The organism is Desulfovibrio ferrophilus (genome assembly GCF_003966735.1).
In the GTDB taxonomy this organism is placed as follows: domain Bacteria; phylum Desulfobacterota; class Desulfovibrionia; order Desulfovibrionales; family Desulfovibrionaceae; genus Desulfovibrio_Q; species Desulfovibrio_Q ferrophilus.
In genome coordinates, this window is record NZ_AP017378.1 from 1,004,480 (window position 1) to 1,025,342 (window position 20,863).

The 20,863-nt window shown below is 54.2% G+C and carries 16 protein-coding genes; 9 read left to right on the top strand and 7 right to left on the bottom strand.

Translation table 11 applies throughout. The annotated features are described in order from the left end of the window. Positions 1 to 87 precede the first annotated feature (87 nt). From EL361_RS04705 to fliD, 5 genes are all read left to right on the top strand, one after another. Positions 88 to 798: a flagellar hook assembly protein FlgD gene (locus EL361_RS04705; RefSeq protein WP_172961639.1), complete on the top strand. Its 711-nt coding sequence runs from the start codon at positions 88 to 90 to the stop codon at positions 796 to 798. Between the two features lie 65 nt (positions 799 to 863). Then, positions 864 to 2,438: a flagellar hook protein FlgE gene (locus tag EL361_RS04710; protein ID WP_126377113.1), complete on the top strand. Its 1,575-nt coding sequence runs from the start codon at positions 864 to 866 to the stop codon at positions 2,436 to 2,438. A 30-nt stretch (positions 2,439 to 2,468) separates the two neighbouring features. Next, the gene (gene flgK / locus EL361_RS04715; RefSeq protein WP_126377115.1) at positions 2,469 to 4,562 is read left to right on the top strand and encodes a flagellar hook-associated protein FlgK; all 2,094 of its coding nucleotides are present in this window, start codon (positions 2,469 to 2,471) and stop codon (positions 4,560 to 4,562) included. An 8-nt stretch (positions 4,563 to 4,570) separates the two neighbouring features. Then, positions 4,571 to 6,064, top strand: coding sequence for a flagellin N-terminal helical domain-containing protein (locus EL361_RS04720; protein ID WP_126377117.1), 1,494 nt, complete (start codon positions 4,571 to 4,573; stop codon positions 6,062 to 6,064). Positions 6,065 to 6,090: 26 nt separating this feature from the next. After that, positions 6,091 to 7,770, top strand: a complete 1,680-nt coding sequence (gene fliD, locus EL361_RS04725) for a flagellar filament capping protein FliD (RefSeq protein WP_126377119.1) — start codon at positions 6,091 to 6,093, stop codon at positions 7,768 to 7,770. Positions 7,771 to 8,677: 907 nt separating this feature from the next. Here fliD and EL361_RS04730 read toward each other — a convergent pair. Both EL361_RS04730 and EL361_RS04735 read right to left on the bottom strand, forming a co-directional pair. Further along, positions 8,678 to 9,577 (bottom strand): flagellin N-terminal helical domain-containing protein, encoded by a 900-nt coding sequence (locus tag EL361_RS04730; protein WP_126377121.1) that lies wholly within the window; start codon positions 9,575 to 9,577, stop codon positions 8,678 to 8,680. A gap of 505 nt (positions 9,578 to 10,082) precedes the next feature. Then, a complete protein-coding gene (locus EL361_RS04735) occupies positions 10,083 to 10,973 on the bottom strand; it encodes a flagellin N-terminal helical domain-containing protein (RefSeq protein WP_126377123.1) in 891 nt (296 codons plus the stop codon). Positions 10,974 to 11,576: 603 nt separating this feature from the next. Here EL361_RS04735 and EL361_RS04740 point away from each other — a divergent pair. Together EL361_RS04740 and EL361_RS04745 are read left to right on the top strand one after the other, a co-directional pair. Beyond that, positions 11,577 to 12,083: a Spy/CpxP family protein refolding chaperone gene (locus EL361_RS04740; protein WP_126377126.1), complete on the top strand. Its 507-nt coding sequence runs from the start codon at positions 11,577 to 11,579 to the stop codon at positions 12,081 to 12,083. A 162-nt stretch (positions 12,084 to 12,245) separates the two neighbouring features. Next, positions 12,246 to 12,992, top strand: a complete 747-nt coding sequence (locus EL361_RS04745; protein ID WP_126377128.1) for a sulfite exporter TauE/SafE family protein — start codon at positions 12,246 to 12,248, stop codon at positions 12,990 to 12,992. Positions 12,993 to 12,999: 7 nt separating this feature from the next. Here EL361_RS04745 and EL361_RS04750 read toward each other — a convergent pair whose 3' ends face one another. Beyond that, entirely contained in the window at positions 13,000 to 13,494 is a 495-nt protein-coding gene (locus tag EL361_RS04750) for a GNAT family N-acetyltransferase (RefSeq protein ID WP_126377130.1), read from the bottom strand. Between the two features lie 144 nt (positions 13,495 to 13,638). Between EL361_RS04750 and EL361_RS04755 the strand changes: the two genes are divergently transcribed. Continuing rightward, a complete protein-coding gene (locus tag EL361_RS04755) occupies positions 13,639 to 14,838 on the top strand; it encodes an HD domain-containing phosphohydrolase (protein WP_126377132.1) in 1,200 nt (399 codons plus the stop codon). Between the two features lie 263 nt (positions 14,839 to 15,101). Next, the gene (locus EL361_RS04760; RefSeq protein WP_126377134.1) at positions 15,102 to 15,749 is read left to right on the top strand and encodes a lysophospholipid acyltransferase family protein; all 648 of its coding nucleotides are present in this window, start codon (positions 15,102 to 15,104) and stop codon (positions 15,747 to 15,749) included. A 355-nt stretch (positions 15,750 to 16,104) separates the two neighbouring features. Here the strand turns inward: EL361_RS04760 and EL361_RS04765 are convergent, their stop codons facing one another. The 4 genes from EL361_RS04765 to mutS form a co-directional block, all read right to left on the bottom strand. Beyond that, positions 16,105 to 16,320, bottom strand: coding sequence for a putative periplasmic lipoprotein (locus EL361_RS04765; RefSeq protein ID WP_126377137.1), 216 nt, complete (start codon positions 16,318 to 16,320; stop codon positions 16,105 to 16,107). A 170-nt stretch (positions 16,321 to 16,490) separates the two neighbouring features. Beyond that, a complete protein-coding gene (lysA, locus tag EL361_RS04770) occupies positions 16,491 to 17,732 on the bottom strand; it encodes a diaminopimelate decarboxylase (RefSeq protein ID WP_126377139.1) in 1,242 nt (413 codons plus the stop codon). Positions 17,733 to 17,759: 27 nt separating this feature from the next. Further along, positions 17,760 to 18,194, bottom strand: a complete 435-nt coding sequence (locus tag EL361_RS04775) for a hypothetical protein (protein ID WP_126377141.1) — start codon at positions 18,192 to 18,194, stop codon at positions 17,760 to 17,762. A 6-nt stretch (positions 18,195 to 18,200) separates the two neighbouring features. Continuing rightward, the gene (gene mutS / locus EL361_RS04780; RefSeq protein WP_126381297.1) at positions 18,201 to 20,834 is read right to left on the bottom strand and encodes a DNA mismatch repair protein MutS; all 2,634 of its coding nucleotides are present in this window, start codon (positions 20,832 to 20,834) and stop codon (positions 18,201 to 18,203) included. Positions 20,835 to 20,863 lie beyond the last annotated feature (29 nt).

The window sequence follows — 20,863 nt, forward strand, 5'->3', positions numbered from 1 at the left end:
CCGAGGGACTCGCCTGCTCGCGATTCAGTCCCGTCGGGAATGGCTCTGTGCCATCCCGGCGTAACAATGATTCAACGAGGTATGGCAATGTCGGTCTCTATTACAGATTATCTTAACTCCACTTATGATTCTACCCTGGCGGATACAACGGCCTCCAGTGAGCTGGATCAGGACGCATTTCTCGAACTGCTCCTGACCCAACTCCAATGGCAGGACCCGATGGACCCCATGGATGACACGGAAATGGTCGCCCAGTTGGCCGAGTTCTCTCAGCTGTCTTCACTCGAAGAGCTCAACGAGAACATGGACACCACCGTCGATATGCTGGCCAACCAACTCTACATCAGCGCAACGAGCTATGTGGGCAAAGAGGTCGAAGCTTACGGTTCATCCATGTCCAAGGATGGGGATTCCATCAGCACCGTGACCTACACCCTTGCCGGGGATGCCAGCGAAGTCACCGCGCACATCATTGATGAAAACAACGACATCGTCGCCAGTGTTGTCTTGGGTTCCGAGGAAGCCGGTTCCTACTCCTTTGAGTGGGATGGTCTGGATTCCGACGGCAATGAGGCCGACGACGGCTCCTATGCCATTGCCTTTACGGCCTACGATTCCAACGATGATTCGGTTTCGGTGTCTTGCAGCGTCTCCGGTCTGGTCAGCTCCGTTTATGTGGAGAATGGGACGACCTATCTGGAGACCACTGACGGGCGCATTGTCGCGGCGAGTAACGTTTCAAAGGTCGTGGATACTTCGTTGAGCGCTGATAGCGACTCCGAAAACTCCGACGATTAACACTTTTGGTGGCTTTTGACCTTCGCGTAAGGGCGGCCACACGATTCAACTCAACGAGGTCGATCATGAGCACGACGAGTAGTCTTTACACCGGAATCTCCGGCATGTTGACTGCCAGCCAGGGCATTTCCGTGGTGAGTAACAACCTCGCCAACGCCAGTACCGTTGGCTACAAAGCGTCCGTTATTACCTTTGAAGACACCTTCTATCAGGCAATCAGCTCTGCCAATGGCTGGAGCCAGGTGGGTACTGGGTCTCAGGTTTCCGATATCTATGGTAATTTTGATCAGGGCTCAATTGAGACCGGTACCGAAGCCACAGACGTCGCCATCAGTGGCAATGGCTATTTTCAGCTGAAAGATTCCGAAAACGGCACGCTGTACTATACTCGGGCCGGTGATTTCCGCTTCGATTCCAGCGGGTATCTGGTTGATACTCATGACTACCAGGTCCAGGGCTGGGCAGTGGATGATGACGGCAATCCTGTGGGCGCATTGACCAGTATTCAGATTGACAATTCCCAGTCTCCACCAAGTCCGACGAGCAGCGTGACCATGTACACCAACCTGGATTCGTCTGCTGATGACAATTCCACCAGTGCCACAAGTCCGTTCTTCTCCATGCTTGAGAATTGGGATGGCACCGAAGATACACCTCTTGGCGATGAACTCTACGAGTATTCGACGACCATCACCACCTACGATGAGAATGGGGCTTCGCATACGCTGACCGTGTACTACGACCCCGTCAGCGAAGACTCCTATGTCAATGGGAATTCGGGTTCCACGGTCTACGAATATATCGTGACGTGCGATCCCAACGAGGATGGTCGAACCATTGACGGTCAGGCTCTCAGCGAGACCTCGGGTGGTGGCCTGCTTATGGCCGGCACTCTGACCTTCAATTCTTCGGGGGAGGTCACGAGCATGACCGCCTACAGTCTGCAAAGTAACGCCTCGGGCGATCTAACCGACCTGACCAATTGGACCACCGCGGATGTCTCGGACAATGGGTTGGCCACATTCACGGCCAACTTCACCGGCGCGGATAACGCCAATAGCACCGACGATGAAGCATCGTTGGATATCGAGTTGGACTTCGGCATCAGTACCGGTGATACGGCCAACCCCTGGAGCGCGGACACGGCATCCAACGCAGGGGCCATCGGCACCGACTTCTCGGCCATTGGCAACTTCTCGGACATGGAACTCGGCTCGACCGCCGTGACCAGCTATAATGACTCTTCCACTACCTTGAGCCAGTCCCAGGACGGATATGGCTCCGGCTATCTGCTTGAACTCTCGGTCAGTAACGACGGAGTAATCACCGGCACCTATTCCAATGGTCAGATCGACGATCTCTATGTGCTTTGTCTAGCGGACTTCGCCAGTGAAGACGGATTGCAACGCGCTGGAGGCAGCCTGTTTACCCAAACTCGGGATTCGGGAGAGGCCATTACGGGGACGGCCAACACCGGGAGCCTGGGCTACGTCCAGTCCAATGCTCTGGAGTCTTCGAACGTGGATATGGCCTCGGAGATGGTTGACATGATCGTCTACCAACGTGTCTACGACGCCGCGAGTAAAGTCATCTCTACGGCAGACACTATGCTCCAGACCGCTATTGCGCTGAAGCGTTAACGAAGCCTGAGCTCAAGTCGGAGGTAAGTCATGTCTGATCCCATCCTGAGCACGGCCTGGAGTGCGCTGAATGCATCGCAGTATGCCTTGAGTGTACATTCCAACAACGTCGCCAATGCCGATACCGAGGGCTATTGTCGCCAGACAGTAACCCTGACCGAAAGCTATGTCGTTGACTCTCCAAATGGATATTTGGGGATGGGGGTGTCTACCGAAGAAGCAGAGCGCGCGTTCAGCCTCTATATCGAGGCGATGTATCTGGACGAAAGTACCGACGCCAGCCGATGGTCAACCGAGGCCGAGTGGTTGGGGTATATCGAGAATGTTTTCGACCAGAGCGAGGAGAATGGACTCAATAATGCCCTGGCCGAACTGTTTCAGGCCTGGGAGGACCTCTCCGCCTATCCTGATGATGAATCGACCAGATCAGCCTTGTTGGGGGCGACTGAAACGCTGAACTCCATTCTCTCTGACATGGGTGAGGATCTGGAATCTCAACAGGAGCTCATCGAAACCGAAATCCAGTCCCAGGTCGCAGATGTCAACTCCATCATGGAGGATCTGGCAACTCTGAACATTCAGATCGCCCGGGAACCTGGCAATAATACATTGCTTGATGCCCGTGATCTTCTGGTCCGTGACTTGGCGGACTTGATGGACGTGGAGACCCAGTATGCCGAGAACGGCCAGGTGACTGTCTACCTGGAGTCCGGGCAGATGCTGGTGGACGGAGAAAAGGCCTATGAGATCACCTATGAAGATGCCAAGTCCTGGGCCTCGCTGACAGGCGACTCCAGCTTCGAGGGAACGGCCTATTTTGAAGGAGAGTCCAGTAATGAAATCGTTCTTGAGGTCGTAACCGCAGGTACCGTTGATGGTGGAGCAGGGGCCGCGCAGTACAGAGTGTCCCTTGATGGTGGTCAGACCTGGCAGACCGACGACGACGGCAATGAACTGCTGTATAGCGCCGACGGCGAGTCTGGGGCCATCGAGGTGGATGGGGTGACCATCTGGTTGGGTGATTCCAGTGATTCGAGTGCATTGGCAAGCGGCGAACTGGCCGTGGGTGACTCCTTCACTGTCATGGCGAAGAGCGGGGTCTATTGGTATAAAAATACCTCAACCTCCGAGAACATCACTCCTTTGGCCAGCGTTTCCGGTGGCGATGAGGATGACCGGCTGACAGGTGGTAGCCTGGCGGGGTTATTCTCTGTCCGTGACTCGGAACTGGGCAGTTATATCGAGGAACTCGATGCTTTTGCGCAAAGTCTGATCTGGGAAACCAATTTTGCCTCCAGTCAGGGTGCGGGGCTGACCAACTACAGTCAGGTGACGGGCACCTATGCGGCTGAGGATAGTGCCGCCGCCATGGCTGATAGCGGGTTGGCCTTTGCCGATAACCTGCAAAGTGGAACCTTCTCCATCGCCCTGTACGACGAAACCACAGGCGATGTGTTGGAGGTTACGGCTGTCGATTTTACCAGTGTTACAGGATCGGCCACCTTCGATCCTGCAACGGACTCTTTGGACGATGTGGCTCAGGCCATCAATGACACCTACGGCGGGCAACTCACCGCCACCATTACCAATGGGCAATTGAACATCTCTGCAGCCAGTGGGGTGGAGTTCCAGTTTGCCGGCGATACCTCCGGCATTCTCGCCGCCTCCGGCATCAATACTTTCTACACTGGTTCTACGGCTGAGGATATTGGCATCAACGCTTCGGTGCTGTCCGACACCAATCGAATCAATGCCGCTGTCGTGGAGGCCACGGGCGACATCGGGGAAGGGGACAATACCGTAGCCCTGGCTGTTGCGGATCTGGCGGACAAGGACATCACCATCACCACTCAGAGTGGAGATCAAAGCACGATGACCTTGTCCGAATATGTCAATGCTCTGGTGGCTGAGGTGGGGGCGGATTCCTCAACTGCCCAAGCCAACAAGAGCTACTACTCGACGTTGGCAGACGAATTGGCTCAGCAGCAGGAGTCCGTTTCCGGTGTCAGTTTGGATGAAGAACTGATCAAGATTGAGCAATATCAGCGTTTGTACCAGGTCGCATCCTCCTTGATCGAAACATCCAACGAAATGTTCGCCACCTTGATGAGCATGGTGTCCTAGGAGGTTCGATGCGTGTTTCCAATTCAATGATCTGGGGTTCGGTGATCAGTTCCACCAACAAGGCCTTGTCAGATTATTATGCCTTGTCCGAGCAGAATTCCACGATGAAGAAGGTGAACTCGCCCAGCGATGACGCCTCTGCTACCGGATCTCTTTTGAATCTGCGTGATAGTCTTTCCGCTCTGGAGCAGTACCAGGAGAATATCGATACAGCGGCGGGATACCTGTCGTCAGCTGACGATGCCCTGACCACCATGAGTGATCTGATTACCTATGTCATGGAATTGGCAGAGCAGGGGGCCACGGGGACTCTGTCTGAGGCCCAGCGCGAAAGCCTTGGTGAGCAGGTTGTGGAATATTATGAGGAAATGATCTCAGTAGCCAATACAGAGTTCATGGATGACAGCATCTTTGCCGGTCAACAGACCGATGTGGATACCTATGCCATGGGGTTGGGTGCGGATGTTACCAGTGGGACTATGACCGAAGCGGACATTCTCACGATTACTGGTGACACTGACCACGTCTATCAGGTCGAATTTCTGGGGGCCGACACCGTTGGAGCGACTGCCTCCGGGGATGTGGATTACCAGTATTCCACGGATGGAGGGGAGACCTGGACCATAGCCACCCTTGCCATGGGTGACACAACTCTGGATTTTGGCGGTGTTCAGGTGGAATTGGCCGATGGTACCGTGGTCAGCGACGAGAGTGACGCCGCGGGGGCAAGCGCTTTTGTGATACGTCCTGCGGCCATTTATCAGGGCGACGATGCTGATGGTGCCGAAGTCATGCAGTATGGTTCGTCATCGTTGACGATTGAGGCCGAAGGCTCGTTTTCATCCAAGATCGCCGTGCGTATCGATACCGGTGGCGATGTGACCACCGATACTATTGAATATTCCTACAGCACGGACGGCGGATCGACCTGGGTCGAAGGCAATCAAGCCGATGATGGCTTATTGACTGTGCCTGGAGGCACGCTGAGTTTGCAGCCTGATGGCGGCACAACAGTGGCTGCAGGAGAGCAATTCGTTATTTCACCTCACACGGCAGACATCGAGCTGTCCATCACAGATTCTTCAACCATTACTATCAATAACGTCGGTAAGGATATTTTCGGAGGCTTGTACCAGGCTCCCGGTGAGGACTATGCCACGGCCGAGGACGAGCCCAATCTTTTTGAGACTGTTGGTGAATTGGTTGGGGCACTCAGCACCAATGATCAGGATGCCATCGCTGCATGCCTGGAGAAATTGTCCAACGCGCAGGAGGTGGTCACCTCCGCCGCAGCGGATGTCGGGGCACGCGAGCAGCGATTGACCGCGGCTGAATACACCCTCGAAATTCGCAGTGGTAACCAGACGTCTCAACTTTCAGATATTGAAGACGTCGACATCATTACGCTTTCTGTCCAGCTGGAAGCAGCCGAGGCCGTCTACACATCCGTGGTCGAGACCTCAACGAATATCATGCAGCTTTCATTGATCAATTATATCTAGATTCGTCTACTTCAGAGGAAATTATCATGGCTGATTATACATCCGGAGCCATCTATTTCACGGGACTGGGCAATGGCACTGACTTCGATTCTATCATCGAGGCCACTGTCGAAGCTGAAAGCGTCCGACTCAACCAGTTGACGGAATGGGAAGAGTATTGGCAGGAAAAATCGGATTCACTCGAGGAATTGAATACGGCTCTGGTCAGTATGCGATCTTCTCTTGAATCCATGGACACGGTTACGGAATTTGCCGAGAAATCAGCAAGTTCCTCCGATACATCCGTGCTGAGTGCTACTGCTGATGGAGACGCCGTGGATGCGTCGCATACCATTGAAATCAATCAACTGGCTCAGAATGATATCTGGACCAACACCACAACAGGTCATTCGGATTCGGCGGATTCCATCACCAGTACGGATGCAGTGTTCGCATTTTCCTATGCCGGAGAGGAATACAGTCTTGATGTGTCTGCGGGGACATCCCTGAGTGAGTTGGTGGATATGATCAATGCCAATCCCGACAGCAAGAGTGATGTCCGTGCGACCATGATCAATGACGGTAGCGAGTATCATCTCCAGCTCTATGGAATGGATATGGGCGAAGACAACACCGTGGCGATAACTGCCAATACAACGCTTGCGGGATATGATGCCGCAGATTTCGAAAATACCCAGATAGCGCAGAGCGCGGAAATCAAGGTCGATGGCTACCCCACGGGCGCAGATGAGTGGATCACGCGTGATACCAATACGATCAGCGATGTTCTTGATGGCGTGACTCTGTCTCTGGCCAATGTCGGAATCACCACTTTGAATGTCACAACCGACACTGATGCCATTAAGGACAAGATTGTAGAGTTTGTGGAGTCGGTCAACGAAATCCGGTTGTTGATTCAGGAGCTGACTTATGTGGATGACGATGCCGCAGGTTCGGTCATGACCGGCAACTACGGTGTGGATATCGTCAAGCAGAATTTGCAAAATATCACGGCTTCCAAAGGGCTTGGGTTCAGCTACTATGATTCGGACAGTGGGATTGGTGATTATTATTCGACGCTTTCCCAACTGGGAATCAGTACGGATGCGGACGAGAGTTCCGAAACGTATGGCCAGTTGCTTATCGACGAGGATGAGCTGGACGATGCCCTGGAAACCGATTCGGATGCAGTCATTGATCTTTTTGCAGCAAGTGAAGAAGGTTCATCTGATTCTTCAGACATGACGTATGTCTCTTCGGTTGACGGGCTGACAAGTCCCGGTGACCATGATGTGGTCTATGAGATTTCCGGTGGCGTCATCATCAGTGCCACTATCAATGGTGAAAGCTGTACCATTGATGGCAATACGATTACGGGCGATTATGGTACCGATGCCTCTGGTATGGAGGTGCGGGCGAATACGATGGTGGACGGAGTCTATACCGGGACCGTCTCTGTCAAGCAGGGGAAGATCGGTGAAATGGCTGACGAGATGACTCGTCTGACCGATTCGGAAAGTGGGATTCTGGTGATCATCCAGGAAAACTATGATGACATCGTTGCCAACACTCAGGAGTCCATCGAAACTGAAGAGGATCGCCTTGCCCTCTTTGAGGACCGCTTGCGCGAGCGTTATGCTGCCCTGGAAGAGACCTTGTCCGAATACGACAGCATCGACGCCACGCTTGATACACTGATCAACTCCCTGACGAGTTTCTCCTCTTAAACAAAATTAACTTGAAGACTGGTGCAATGACTGGCTAGTTGAAACTAATGAAGATGATCCCCATGGGATGTGGTCTTCGTTCCCCGATGCGCCGTGCCGGTCTCCCCCCGCACGGCGCTTTCTTATGATCATCCCTACGGGGCAAGAGAAATGGGGCATGGGGGGCGAGCTAGAGTTGATTCCACCCGTGGATTCAACTCTAACTCGTCTATCTTCTTGTGCTCTTGCGAGAAGGTTGGGGACTGAGATGATCAAGGCAAGGAGGTGGGATGAACTGAGCAGGGGGAGCGATCAGCCTTTGATGTTAGTAACGACTCCCAGGCCTGATTCCACTGTGGTAACAGCAGATTCGCCCTGAGCTGCTCCCTTCTGGGGCGACTGCGCCGTAGGATGGAGAGGGGAGCCCTGACTGGCCTGCTGCGTGGTGGAGGAGCCCTCGGCATGGTGATGAGGGGCGCTTGCCGAGGGTGGTCTTGAGGATGAGAAAGAGGCCTGTGGGGCGTCTGCCTTGTCGATGATGCGCCCTCGAGCCCCAAGGGTTGAGTTTTCGCCTGGGTTCAATGCCGACGGGAGTCGAACATCGATGGATTCGATCCGACTTTCCCATCGGGTATACTGCTTGATGATTTCCTGGGCTCTGACCATGGCCTGCCTGATTTGGGAGCAGGAAGGTAGGCCGCATTTACTCTCTCTGGTTGGCTTGTGGGCATTCGGGCCAGCGTGACGGAGCGAACGTATGGCCTCCATGAAGACAACACGTTTGGCGCGGATATTCTGACCCGCGTTCATCAATCTGAGCCAACGTGGAAAGCCTGTGGGCAGCATCGTGGTTCCTCATGGGCCGACAGCAGGGTCCGGGACATTCCCAGACCCTGCCTCACGGCGCATATCCTCACATGTCTCTGGCTTAGCCGCCCAGCAGCTGGAGAGCCAGCTGGGGCAGGCTATTGGCCTGGGCAAGCATGGAGGTTGCTGATTGGGTAATGATCTGCTGCTTGCTGTACTCGGTCATCTCCGTGGCCACATCCACATCGGAGATGCGGGATTCTGCGGCCTGCAGATTCTCGGCCTGGATTTCCAGATTGCTGATGGTATTGGAGAGCCGGTTCTGCATGGCGCCAAGATGAGCCCTGATATTGTCCTTGGAGACAATGGCATTGTTGATGGCATCCAATGCGCTTTGAGCCGCAGACTGAGTGGAAATGGTATAGCCCGCCGACCCAACGGCAGCACTGTTGCCCACGCCAAGTGCCGAGGCTGTGCAGTCACCAATGGTGACGTAGTAATAGTCCTCTGTGGAGTCGTTGCCTGTACCGAAGTGGACCTTCAGAGGGCCGGTGGCAGACATGCCAGAACCATCGTGCGACGCCTCTGTTCCAGACAGATTTCCATCCAACAGCATGATGCCGTTGAAGTCCGTGGCATTGGCGATACGGGTGATTTCCGAAGCCATGGCCTGATATTCGGAATCGATGATCAGACGCTGGGCAGAACTGTAGGTGCCAGTGGCTGCCTGCTCGGCCAATTCCTTCATTCGAATCAGTTTTTCATCCACAACCTGGAGCGCGCCGTCGGCGGTCTGGATCATGGAAATGGCGTCGTTTGCGTTACGCACGCCCTGGTTCAGTGTGCTGATGTCAGCACGCATCAATTCGCGAATTGCCAAGCCTGCCGCATCGTCGGCTGCGGAATTAATGCGTAGTCCGGATGAAAGCTTGTTCGTGGACGACGCCAGAGCGTCATAGGCGTTACCCAAATTTCGGGCCGCATTCATGGCCATGAGATTGTTGTTGATGACTAGTGACATGGTCACCCCCTTTGCTTGTGTTGCCCTGTGCGTCGTCTGCGCCGTGATTTGCGCTCACCTGATGTTGAAGCTGAGGTGATGGTGACGCTGCCTATTATAAATAATGCCAGGAAAGGCATATCTGTTTTTTTTAAAATGAGAGTTGTATTTTGAATGTGTGCTGTTATCGTTATTGTATTTTGTTCTTGTTTATTGTTTATACGTGCGCAGGTCTACAATACATCCATGGGGTGTGTTTGTTTTGTTGTTTAAAAGATGAGCCCGTCCGGTGGGTCTAGGACCGGACGGGCCTGTGGAAGGGAATAGAGGTTCATTGTGATCAGGCAAATCCCTTGGGGAGGGGGTTGAGTTGTGAGTCAAATTTGCCCGATCTCAACTTGATATACGGCTGAGGGACCGTGTTTCATCCATGAGGCATAAAAAAGACCCCGCCCAGGAGAAGGCGGGGTCGTGGGAGACAGGTCCTGGCCGAGGTGTCAGCGGCCAGGTTCTGATGAGATTATGGTTAGCCCAGAAGTGACAATGCCAGCTGGGGCAGGCTGTTGGCCTGAGCCAACATGGATGTTGCGGACTGCGAGATGATCTGCTGCCTGCTGTATTCAGTCATTTCCGTGGCTACGTCCACGTCGGAGATTTGGGACTCCGCAGCCTGCAGGTTCTCGGCCTGGATTTCCAGATTGGAAACCGTGTTTGACAAGCGGTTTTGCAGGGCACCCAGGTTGGCACGGATGTTGTCCTTGGAGACAATGGCGTTGGTGATGGCATCCAGAGCATTCTGAGCTGCAGACTGAGTCGAGATGGTGAACCCTGCGGATCCTGCAGCGGCGCTGTTGCCCACGCCTAGTGCTGAAGCGGTGCTATTTCCGATCTGTACGTAGTAATAGTCCTCTGCGCTGTCGTTGGCGGTGCCGAAGTGAATCTTCATCTTGCCGGTTGAGCTCAGGCCGGACCCGGTGTGCGTGTCAGACGAGAGGTTTCCGTTCAGCAGGTAGATCCCGTTGAAGTCCGTGGCGTTGGCGATACGGGTGATCTCCGAGGCCATGGCCTGATATTCGGAATCGATGATTAGACGCTGGGTGGAACTGTAGGTACCTGTGGCTGCCTGTTCGGCCAGTTCCTTCATGCGGATCAGCTTTTCGTCGATGACCTGAAGTGCACCGTCAGCGGTCTGAATCATGGAAATGGCATCGTTGGCATTACGCACGCCCTGGTCCAGAGCTGCGATGTCCGAGCGCATCAACTCTCGAACGGCCAGGCCGGCGGCGTCATCGGCTGCGGTGGTGATGCGCAGACCCGAAGACAGCTTGTTGGTGGATGACGATAACGCGTCATAGGCAGTGCCCAGGTTGCGGGCAGCCGTCATGGCTACGATGTTGTTGTTGATAACCAGAGACATGAATCTCCCTCCATAGAATAAGTGTTTGCTTCCTTGCTTGGGTTCCCTTGAATGCGCTCCCGGGGTGAGACAGTTCCTCCTGGTTTTTTCCGGGATGATTTGCCTGCGTAGTCGTCGGAAGCTGGAAACCCATTAGCCGGGCTTAAGAGGGAGAGACCATGTTTTGATTAAATTCATTGTTAAACTGTTGTTTTATTTGAATATAAAAAACAAGTTTAAGCCTGCTGCTATTTGCCGAAGCGTTCAAAACATCCATGGGAATTATTCATTTTCAAGCTCTCTTTCGGGCCTTTTTCGTGTTTGTAGATGGAGGAGGGAGCCAAGCCGTGATTATGGCTTCCACATGTTTCTTGTCCATCTTTGACTTTTCTTAACTAGGTCGGAGAATGGCTGGCGGCGTATGCTCGGGAGTCTCACAGGGAAAGGGCTTGGTCGGAAGGCGAAGCCAGGAATTGAGTCTCTGTGAATGACAACCTGTGGTTTAAGTGGCGCGCACGGCTTGCCCTCACCCACTTGTAATCTGGTCCATGTCTTGCCCGGCATCTGGGCCAAAACCAAGAGCCGCGCCCGCCCCTCGAGTCACAGTCAAAGGAGGTCAGAAGTATGAAAAAATGTATTATTGCTATGGTTCTGGTGCTTGGATCCTCAGGTTTGGCCTGGGGATTTTCCCCTGGCGGTCCGGGATATCATGGAAAAGGACCTGGAGTGGAGATGTTCCAGGTCTGGTTTGAGTTGGATCTTTCGGATGTGCAGAAGTCACAGGCTGCATCGATTCTGAAGGAATATCGCGATGATATCCTTCGCAGGCGGACCGCAGTGCGCGAGGCCTTTGAGCAGGCCAGAGAATTTCGTTCGGAGATAGGCCAATTCAATGAAGACGAGGTGCGTAAGGCCCATGAGCTTATCTCGGCGGCACGGGTGGAGATGCTGGTGCTCAAGGATAGGATAGTGAGCGAATTATTTGTCCTCCTGAGTCCTGAACAACAGGAGATTCTCAAAGACAATATGGGAAAGCACCGTCCACCAGCCAGACCAGGAGGCGGTAAGCCCATGGGTGAACAGAGTGACGAACTTCCACTGCTGGATGCCTTCATCAAGGTCTATAACTAACCTCTACGGCGGATAGCGGTCCTGACCGGTCCGCACTCCTATACCTGCGCGAACCCTGGCTGGAAGCCGGGGTTCGCTCTTTTTGTTATGTCAGCACAGTGTGTTAGAATGAGGGCAACTCAATGCCTTTCCCTTGGGTTCATTACATAACCGAGGCGTTCTATGGAACTCACGTTGATACTGGCCGTTGAGGTGGCATTCATCGCCGCCGCTTTTTTGAAGGGCATGACCGGGCTGGGGTTCTCCACCTTGTGCCTGGGCATGTTGGCCAGTTTCGTGGACCTCAAGTTGTCCATTCCCTTGGTGATTCTTCCATCTCTGACCAGTAATGCCCTCGTGATGATCGACGCAGGAGAATTCAGAAGCACCTTCAGACGCTTTGTTCCAATGTTTGTCTGTGCCTTTCCGGGACTTCTGATGGGACTCTGGCTTTTGAACAGCATGTCGGGCGACAGGCCGCGTTTTGTGCTGGGAATCGTATTGGCTTTGTACGGTTGCTGGGCCTTGCTGCAAGGGGAGTATGTGTTGCCCGAGAACTGGCAACGGCGACTGATGGGGCCTGTGGGGCTTGTCACTGGAGTGATCAACGGTTTGACCGGCTCGCAGATCATGCCCATTCTGCCCTATTTGCTTTCGCTGGGACTGACCAAGAACATCGTGGTTCAGGCCATCAATACCTCGTTTACCATTTCCAGCCTGGTCATGCTTCTGGGCTTGGGCAAGTTGGGTTTGCTGTCGGCGGAGTTGATCACGATTTCGGCTGTGGGGATTATCCCTGTGGCTGTGGGGATTCGGCTAGGGAGCAGGGTGCGCAGGCGAGTCTCCGAAGCGCTGTTTCGGGTGCTGGTGCTGTGGATGCTTATCTTGCTGGGGGTGAGCTTGATTATGAGGAGTTGGGCGGCGATGTGATTCGTTTCTACAGAACCTGCCCCATTTCCCGCCATTGAGCTCCGCCGTGGGTGCAGGCCGAAAGCCCTCTGTCATCGAAGCCCAGACGAGAATAGAAGGGGACCAATACATCCTTGCAAAGAAGCAGGACCTGTTGTCGCCCCTGCTGTCTGGACTGTTTGATGAAGTGGCGCATCAACTGCGCTCCCAGTCCATTTCCTTGCTGATCGGGCAGTACCGCCAGGGAAAAGACGACAATGTTGCTGCCCGCAGCATCATGTCCTTCCAGGGCCTTGAAGGCCTCATCCGAAATGTCATCCTTGCTGGTGGCTCCGCTATTGATTTGACCGACTATTTGCCCCTGATTTTCAGCGACATAGAAGCCTTCAGGGAATTGCTCGATGCGAATGGAGATACTCTCCCGTGAGGCAGCCTCACTGGCTGGAAAACAGACAGTTTCCAGAGCAAGACATGTGTCGATATCGGCCGGAGTTGCTTGGCGAATGATGATGTTGTTCTGCATGTGGAGGCTCATAGCGCGGATACTAAAAAATCAAAAGCATTGCCTGTGTACTGAGGTTGGTTGCACGAACTCGTCTAAAATGGCTAAGATCATACAGGATGGTTGTTCCAACCATCGTCGTGATGCTTCAATGAGGGGGAAGACATGGCTATTCAGAAAATTCTGCTCGTGGACGATGAACCAGCCAATATCAAAATCCTGCATGATATTTTGAAGGATAGCTATGAATTGTCCGCAGCCACCAGTGGTGATGCCGCATTGGAAGGAATCCTGGGGGGCAATATCCCGGATTTGGTGCTGTTGGACATCGTCATGCCCGGGAAAGATGGATATGAGGTTTGTGAGGCCTTGCATGCCAATGCAAAGACAAGAAAAATTCCTGTAATCTTCGTGACTTCACGTAATGACATCGATGACGAGACCAAAGGTTTTGCCGTGGGTGGAGTCGATTACATCACCAAACCGGTGACTCCGGCCATCGTCAGGGCAAGAGTCAACGCCCACCTGCAACTCAAAAAGGCCCGGAGCAGTTTGAACGAGTTGTTGCATCAGACCTTTGGCGGGAGCATTCGCATGATGACGGATATCCTGTCCTTGACCAATCCTATGGCCTTTTCGCGGGCCTCGCGCATTCGACAACTGATGGCAGAACTGGTTGCAGCCTTGAATATCAAGGAACGCATGGCCTTTGATTTGGCTGCGCAGTTATCGCAACTGGGATGCTTGATGTTGCCGGAAGCGCTTTTGTCCAAGGCTGAGCGGGGCGAGCCACTCTCCCCGGAAGAGCAGGCCATGTATGCAGATCATCCTGCCATGGCGAGAGATCTGTTGGCACACCTGCCACGTTTGGAAAAGGTTGCGGAGATGATTGTCCGCCAGCATGAGCCTTTTGGGAATGAGGGCGATTGGCCTACACCCAGAAAGCGGGATCATGTCGATTTGGGGGCACATTTGCTGCGGTTGGTGGGGGATTATGATCGTCTCGTGATGGGTATGGGCGCACGCGAGGAGGTCGCATTGCGGCAGATGCGAGACGACACAGGTCAGTATGACCCCCGTTTGGTGAACCTTTTGCAATGCGTGTTGGAGGTCTCGGCCCTGGAATTGGCCGTAAAGACCATCTCGGCAGATGAACTTCTGGCTGGGATGATTCTGGATGAAGATGTGCATAGCGATGACGGAGTGCTTTTGGCGACGGAGGGCATGGAAATCTCGGATTCTGTGTACAAGATTCTGTCACGGTATCGGGCTCATGGTCATTTAAATAAACATTTCAGAGTGTTGATTCCAGGAACCAGCACCGGTGCATTGGAGTGCGAAGGAGCCGGACTGGAAGAGGAATGATTATGGAGGGCACATTCCCTTTGCCTGAACTCTGCCTATATTACCCCCGCTGGACATGCCATTTGTGGTGATTTCAGTAAGTTGCATTTGTGCCTCGGCTTGCAGGGCAGGTCGGGGTCTTGTTGTGTCTGGACCCAACGAGATAAGGATTTTTTGAAAGGGGCAATGAGGGAGGATGTGGATGGCCTGAAGCGAGACACTTAAAACCTTGTTCTTCCGATGCTCAGGCTTTAAGAAGGCTGGAAAGGGGAATCATTCGACATATGAAAATATCCATTGATGCCATTCGTTTTGCTCCGTTGATTGCCGGTGTGTTCAAAGCCTGGTTGTCCACCATGCGTTTTGATGTTCCTGAGAAAATGACGACGATTCTGAATCAGAACAAGGACGGTCAACCCCTTGTCATTGCCTTGTGGCATGATGAGCTTTTCTCCATCGCAGGGTATGGATGTATCCATACCACTGGGCTTGTGGGCGTTGTGAGTCCCAGCAAGGACGGTGAATTTGTCGCGACCGTGATGGAACGACTTGGGCAGTCGACTGTGCGCGGTTCAAGCTCAAGAGGGGGCGTGAAGGCCCTGTTGAAAGCCAAACGTTTGATGGAAAAAGAGAATAAAATGGCAGTGTTTGCCGTGGATGGTCCCCGCGGACCACGCCATGAGCCCAAGGACGGGGCTATTTTCCTTGCCCAGCGAGCTGGAGCCAAGATTGTCCCGATCCGCGCGTATCCGGCACGAAAGAAGATCTTTGAAAAAGCATGGGACAAGTTCCAGTTGCCATATCCTTTTACGCGCTGTGAGTTGGTATTTGGTGACCCCTACGAGGTCACCACCGAGAAACTCGATGCGAGCGTGTTGGCAAAGGAACGGGAACGAATGAAAAACAAGCTCAATTCGCTCGTGCCGAAGTAGGGGCAAGAAAAAGGGACGCTGTTGCGTCCCTTTTTTTGTGCCTTGTGAGTTAGTATGCTTCAGGCGTTTTTTGTGCCTTCGGCTGTCAGCATGCCTCCGGCGGCCAAGGGGGCTATGGGGGCGGTGGAATTTCGCCCTGCGGTCTCATTCCCAATGCCCCCCTGAGTCCCCCTTGGAACCCCCTCACCCCCAAGGCGGTAGGAGGGCGATAGAAGCGTTCTTAGTTGTAATGCTAATGTGCTGGTGGATAGTTGGCTTGTCATTGCTGATAAACGCGTCTTGAGATGTAATAATGGTGTGTATTGATGCGATACTGGGTTGTTAAAGGTTGTGATGCCTCCGGCGGCCAAGGGGGCTATGGGGGCGGGTGAATTTCGCCCTGCGGTCTCATTCCCAATGCCCCCTCTGCCCCCTCCCACACTCCAAGAACGGGGAAGGAGATGAAGGGATCAACGATGCACCATTGCTGGTCCTGGACGGATACGAGCTTGGATGTAAGCGTGATGGTCTGACGGCTGGCGCAACCAATCAGAACGATGACGGAAAGGATCAGGAAAAAGAGTTTCTTCATGCTGCATAACTCCCTTTGGGAGTAGCGGTAGCAGATAGCGAGAATACCGAGCAAGGTGTAATTGGTTATTGATTTTGTTCGTACAGACAAGAAAAAGGCCCTGTAATGCAGGGCCTTCTATTTATGAAAAACGACTTGAGCGTGTTGTTTCAACCTGTTGATTCTTTGAACTATTCTTCTTCCAGGTGAGTCAGGTCTTCATAGGTCTCGCGGCGGCGTGCAACGACGACCGTATTTCCGTCCACGACAAGCTCGCAGGCGCGCGGACGTGAGTTGTAATTGCTGCTCATGGTGAAGCCGTAAGCACCAGCGGACAAGCAGGCCAAATATTCACCGGGCTGCACGTCGGGCAGCTCGCGGTCACGGGCCAGAAAGTCGCCAGATTCGCAGATGGGGCCAACCACATCCGCATCGCGGGTAGCGCGCCCGGATTCTTTGACCTCCACGATGCGATGGAATGCTCCGTACAGCGAGGGCCGCACCAGGTCGTTCATGGCCGCATCGGTGATGACGAAGTGCTTGGATGGGGTGGTCTTGGTATAGACAACCTCAGTCACCAGAATGCCGGCATTACCTGCAATAACTCGCCCTGGCTCAAGAATCAGCTTCAGGGGCAGGCCTTTCAGCTTGGCGGTCAGAGCGGCTCCAAATTCCTTGGGGTGGGGGGGCTCTTCCTCATCGTAGGTGATGCCCAGGCCTCCGCCCAAATCAAGGAACTTGATGTCGATCCCCATGTTGCCGAGTTTCTCGTAGAAAACCAGGACCTTGTCCAGGGCTTCCAGGAAGGGCTCGATGGTCGTTAACTGCGAACCAATGTGGCAATCGATGCCCACGGGCTCGATGCCTTCCATATCCCGGGCGCGTTCGTAGGTTTTGAGCGAACTGACCATATCAAGGCCGAATTTGTTCTTCTTCATGCCGGTGGAAATATAAGGGTGGGTCTTGGGGTCCACATCCGGATTGATTCGCAGGCTGATTTTGGCAACCTTGCCCATGGAAATGGCGACTTCGTTGATCAGGTCCAACTCGCCCGTACTTTCCACATTGAACATCAGGATGCCAGCTTCGAGGGCTTCGCGTATTTCATGGGCGCGTTTGCCCACCCCGGAGTAGACGATCTTGGCCGGGTCCACTCCGGCTTTCATGGCCCGGTGCAGCTCGCCACCGGAGACGATGTCCATGCCAGCTCCTTCGGCAGCCAGCAGGCGCAGCACCGAAAGGTTGGAGTTGGCCTTGACTGAATAGCAGGTCAGGCGATCAAGCTCGGAAAAAGCCGAATCAAAGGCTTGGAAATGACGGCGCAGAGTGGCTGCGGAGTAAACGTAGAGTGGAGTGCCGTACTCGCGAGCGAGATCGCCCACGCGTACATCTTCGGCATGCAGGTCGCCGTTTTTGTATTCAAAATGATGCATTAAAGGGCTCCGTCAACAGAATCTGTTCTAAAAAGTATTCATGACCTCAGAGGCCACGGGACGCAGGATGGCATGTCGGTTTGCCACTTCAATTTGCCAGCGGTAACCCTCGGGAGCGTCCAGGCCACAGGCCTGGAGTGACAGTCTGCCCTTGGCAAGCATGGTGTTGCCCTGACCGGGGATGAATTCGATTGAGGCCGTGGGGGTGAAGGGGCATTCGGGGCAATCCGCTGGACCGTACTTGAGATAGACCGCCTCAACGTTTTTCCATGCGCCACCTAAGGTCGCATCAACGAACAGGCAGCCGTTGTTCAACGTGCCGCTGACTTCGGCGATGGTGATGACGTGTTCAGAGTCGCTTGGCTCCGGCCAGCCTTTCTTGCCACAACCGGATACGGCCATTGATACGGCCAGGGCCAACAAAATAAGCAGCGCAGCGCGCCAGGAACGGGCAGGGGTCATGATTTATCAGTCCTTCTTCAGGTTCACGGATTTCCATGTGTGTAGGAAATTCAATGCCTCAATGGGGGTCAAGCGGTCAACCTCAAGGGAGCTTAACTCCTCGGCAAAGGCCTTGGCCTCGGCAGGGAGTTCAGCCTGCGGGGCTGGTTGGGCAGTGGCAGACCCCAATCCTGGCAGCACGGATTGTTGTGCCGGTGCACGAAGGGCCATGAGTGAGCGAGTGCCACCTGCGCGGGCTTCCAGATCACCGAGGATTTCCTTGGCGCGGGAAACCACGGAACGTGGTACTCCAGCCAGCTTGGCGACCTCGATACCGTAGCTGCGGTCAGATGGGCCGGGAACCATGCGCCGCAGGAAGACGATATCGCCCTTGTATTCCTTGACCGCGATATTGAAGTTGGCCACGGCGGGAATTTCGGATTCGAGCACGGTCAGTTCGTGGTAGTGGGTAGCAAACAGGGTGCGAACTCCACCGTCTCCGCGTGAAGCCAGTTCTTCGACCACGGACCAAGCCAGGGCCAGCCCATCAAAAGTGGAGGTGCCTCGCCCGATTTCATCCAGAATCACCAAGCTGCGTTTTCCCGCCTGGCGTAGGATACGAGCGGTTTCCATCATTTCCACCATGAAGGTGGATTGGCCCTGTGCAAGATTGTCTGAAGCACCCACCCGGGAGAAGATTCGATCTGTCAGGCCCAAGGTGGCGCTGGCTGCGGGCACGTAACTGCCGATTTGAGCCATGATCGAGATGATGGCGGCCTGGCGCAGAACGGTGGATTTACCAGCCATGTTGGGGCCGGTAATCAGCAGAACGCGCTTGTCGGCAGTCAGAGTCAGGTCATTAGGGATATAGCCCCCGGCTCCCTGCACCGCTTCCACGACCGGGTGTCGTCCGGATTTGATGGTCATATCCAGATCGGTGGTCAGTTCTGGCCGGGTCCAATCGTGACGGCGTGCAGCGTGGGCCAGCCCTTGCCAGTAGTCCAGGGCGGCCAATCGAGAGGCCATGTCCATAAATCTGTGCCGGGCCGATGCAACACTTTCACGCAGTTCGTTGAAAAGCTTGTATTCCAAGTCTTTGCGTTTGTCCGAGGCATGCAGGATGCGATCCTCCAACTCCTTCAATTGAGGAGTGATGAATCGCTCGGCATTGACCAGAGTCTGTTTGCGTTCGAAATGATACGGCGCCTTGTCTATAAGGGCTTTGGATAGTTCGAAATAATAGCCGAAAACCTTGTTGAAGCCGAGCTTCAGCTTTTCCAGTCCCGAGGATTCGCGTTCTGCGTCAAGGAGTTCCTTGATGCGGGCTTCACCATCGTCGGTCAGGTTGATCAATTCATCCAGATCGGGGTGATACCCCCGATTGAACAGCCCACCTTCGGTAATCAGATGAGGGGGACTGTCCGCCAGAGCGCGTGTCAGCAACTCTGCGTAATCTTCCAGGCCGTCCCAACCAGATAATAACTGCTTGGGGGCTGTGGGCAGTTCTGCCTGTTCACCGGCCTGGCTGATCAGCGCCTTGACTTGTGGTACGGCGGTCAGCGATTCACGCAGGGCGATGAAATCCTTGGGCGTGGCTCGGTTTAGGAAGATGCGTGTTGCCAGTCGTTCCACATCATACACTCTGTCCAGCAATGTGCGCAGCTCTTCGCGCAGGTCTTCACGCTCAACAAAAAGTGTAACCGCATCCAGAGTTTTATTGATGGGGGCGGCGTCTTTCCACGGTCTGCGCAGGCGTTCAGCCAGCAGGCGAGCGCCCATTGGGGTCATGGACTGGTTGATAACGCCCCACAGAGTACCTCGACCACGGCCGCCATCCAGGCGTTGAAAAATCTCCAGGTTGCGCTCGGTGACCTCGTCCAGGAGCAGATGCCGAGACAGATTCAGCGGTTTGAATGGAGCCAGTGGTACATCTTCGGCTTTCTGGGTCTGGCGCAAATAGACCAGGATTGATCCACAGGCCTGAGCCAGTTGGGGTTTGTCTGCCAGGTCCAACGCTTCAAGGTCGGCCACGCCCTGAGCAGCGCAGAGGTTGCGCGCGGCAGCGTTCAAGTCGAAATGCGAGCGGATGGGCAGGCGGTTGGTACGGGCTTCGAAGCCGGAATATTCCTTGGGCACCTCGTGTTCGTGGGGCATCAGGACTTCGCTGGGACCAATCTTTATAAGCCACTGCCATAGCTGATCTTCACGAGTAGAGAAGAGTCCGGACCATTCCCCGGTGGAGACATCGGCCCAGGCCAGACCGCCTGCGCCTTTGTCACTGTCGTAGAAAATGGAGGCCAGATAGTTGGCTGCCTGGGAGCCCAGATTCTGATCTTCCACCACCGTGCCGGGGGTCAGAACCCGGGTGACTTCGCGTTTGACGAGTCCCTTGGCCTCGCGCGGATCCTCCACCTGATTGCACATGGCGATCTTGAAGCCCTTTTCCAGGAGCTTGGCCACATAGCCTTCGTAGGAATGGTGGGGGACGCCACACATGGGCACGGGGTTATCGGCCTGTTTGTTGCGGGCGGTCAGGGCAATCTGCAATTCACGGGCAGCGATTTCAGCGTCCTCGAAGAACAGCTCATAGAAATCGCCCATCCGATAAAAGAGCAGGCAATCAGGGTACTCCTCCTTGATGGAGAGGTACTGTTCGAACATGGGGGTCAGTTTTTTTGTGCTCACGAAAT

What these genes read in the sequence shown, in the direction of transcription:
- EL361_RS04705 (WP_172961639.1), top strand. Translation starts at nt 88, where the DNA reads ATGTCGGTCTCTATTACAGATTATCTTAACTCCACTTATGATTCTACC.
- EL361_RS04710 (WP_126377113.1), top strand. Translation starts at nt 864, where the DNA reads ATGAGCACGACGAGTAGTCTTTACACCGGAATCTCCGGCATGTTGACT.
- flgK (WP_126377115.1), top strand. Translation starts at nt 2,469, where the DNA reads ATGTCTGATCCCATCCTGAGCACGGCCTGGAGTGCGCTGAATGCATCG.
- EL361_RS04720 (WP_126377117.1), top strand. Translation starts at nt 4,571, where the DNA reads ATGCGTGTTTCCAATTCAATGATCTGGGGTTCGGTGATCAGTTCCACC.
- fliD (WP_126377119.1), top strand. Translation starts at nt 6,091, where the DNA reads ATGGCTGATTATACATCCGGAGCCATCTATTTCACGGGACTGGGCAAT.
- EL361_RS04730 (WP_126377121.1), bottom strand. Translation starts at nt 9,577, where the DNA reads ATGTCACTAGTCATCAACAACAATCTCATGGCCATGAATGCGGCCCGA.
- EL361_RS04735 (WP_126377123.1), bottom strand. Translation starts at nt 10,973, where the DNA reads ATGTCTCTGGTTATCAACAACAACATCGTAGCCATGACGGCTGCCCGC.
- EL361_RS04740 (WP_126377126.1), top strand. Translation starts at nt 11,577, where the DNA reads ATGAAAAAATGTATTATTGCTATGGTTCTGGTGCTTGGATCCTCAGGT.
- EL361_RS04745 (WP_126377128.1), top strand. Translation starts at nt 12,246, where the DNA reads ATGGAACTCACGTTGATACTGGCCGTTGAGGTGGCATTCATCGCCGCC.
- EL361_RS04750 (WP_126377130.1), bottom strand. Translation starts at nt 13,494, where the DNA reads ATGCAGAACAACATCATCATTCGCCAAGCAACTCCGGCCGATATCGAC.
- EL361_RS04755 (WP_126377132.1), top strand. Translation starts at nt 13,639, where the DNA reads ATGGCTATTCAGAAAATTCTGCTCGTGGACGATGAACCAGCCAATATC.
- EL361_RS04760 (WP_126377134.1), top strand. Translation starts at nt 15,102, where the DNA reads ATGAAAATATCCATTGATGCCATTCGTTTTGCTCCGTTGATTGCCGGT.
- EL361_RS04765 (WP_126377137.1), bottom strand. Translation starts at nt 16,320, where the DNA reads ATGAAGAAACTCTTTTTCCTGATCCTTTCCGTCATCGTTCTGATTGGT.
- lysA (WP_126377139.1), bottom strand. Translation starts at nt 17,732, where the DNA reads ATGCATCATTTTGAATACAAAAACGGCGACCTGCATGCCGAAGATGTA.
- EL361_RS04775 (WP_126377141.1), bottom strand. Translation starts at nt 18,194, where the DNA reads ATGACCCCTGCCCGTTCCTGGCGCGCTGCGCTGCTTATTTTGTTGGCC.
- mutS (WP_126381297.1), bottom strand. Translation starts at nt 20,834, where the DNA reads ATGTTCGAACAGTACCTCTCCATCAAGGAGGAGTACCCTGATTGCCTG.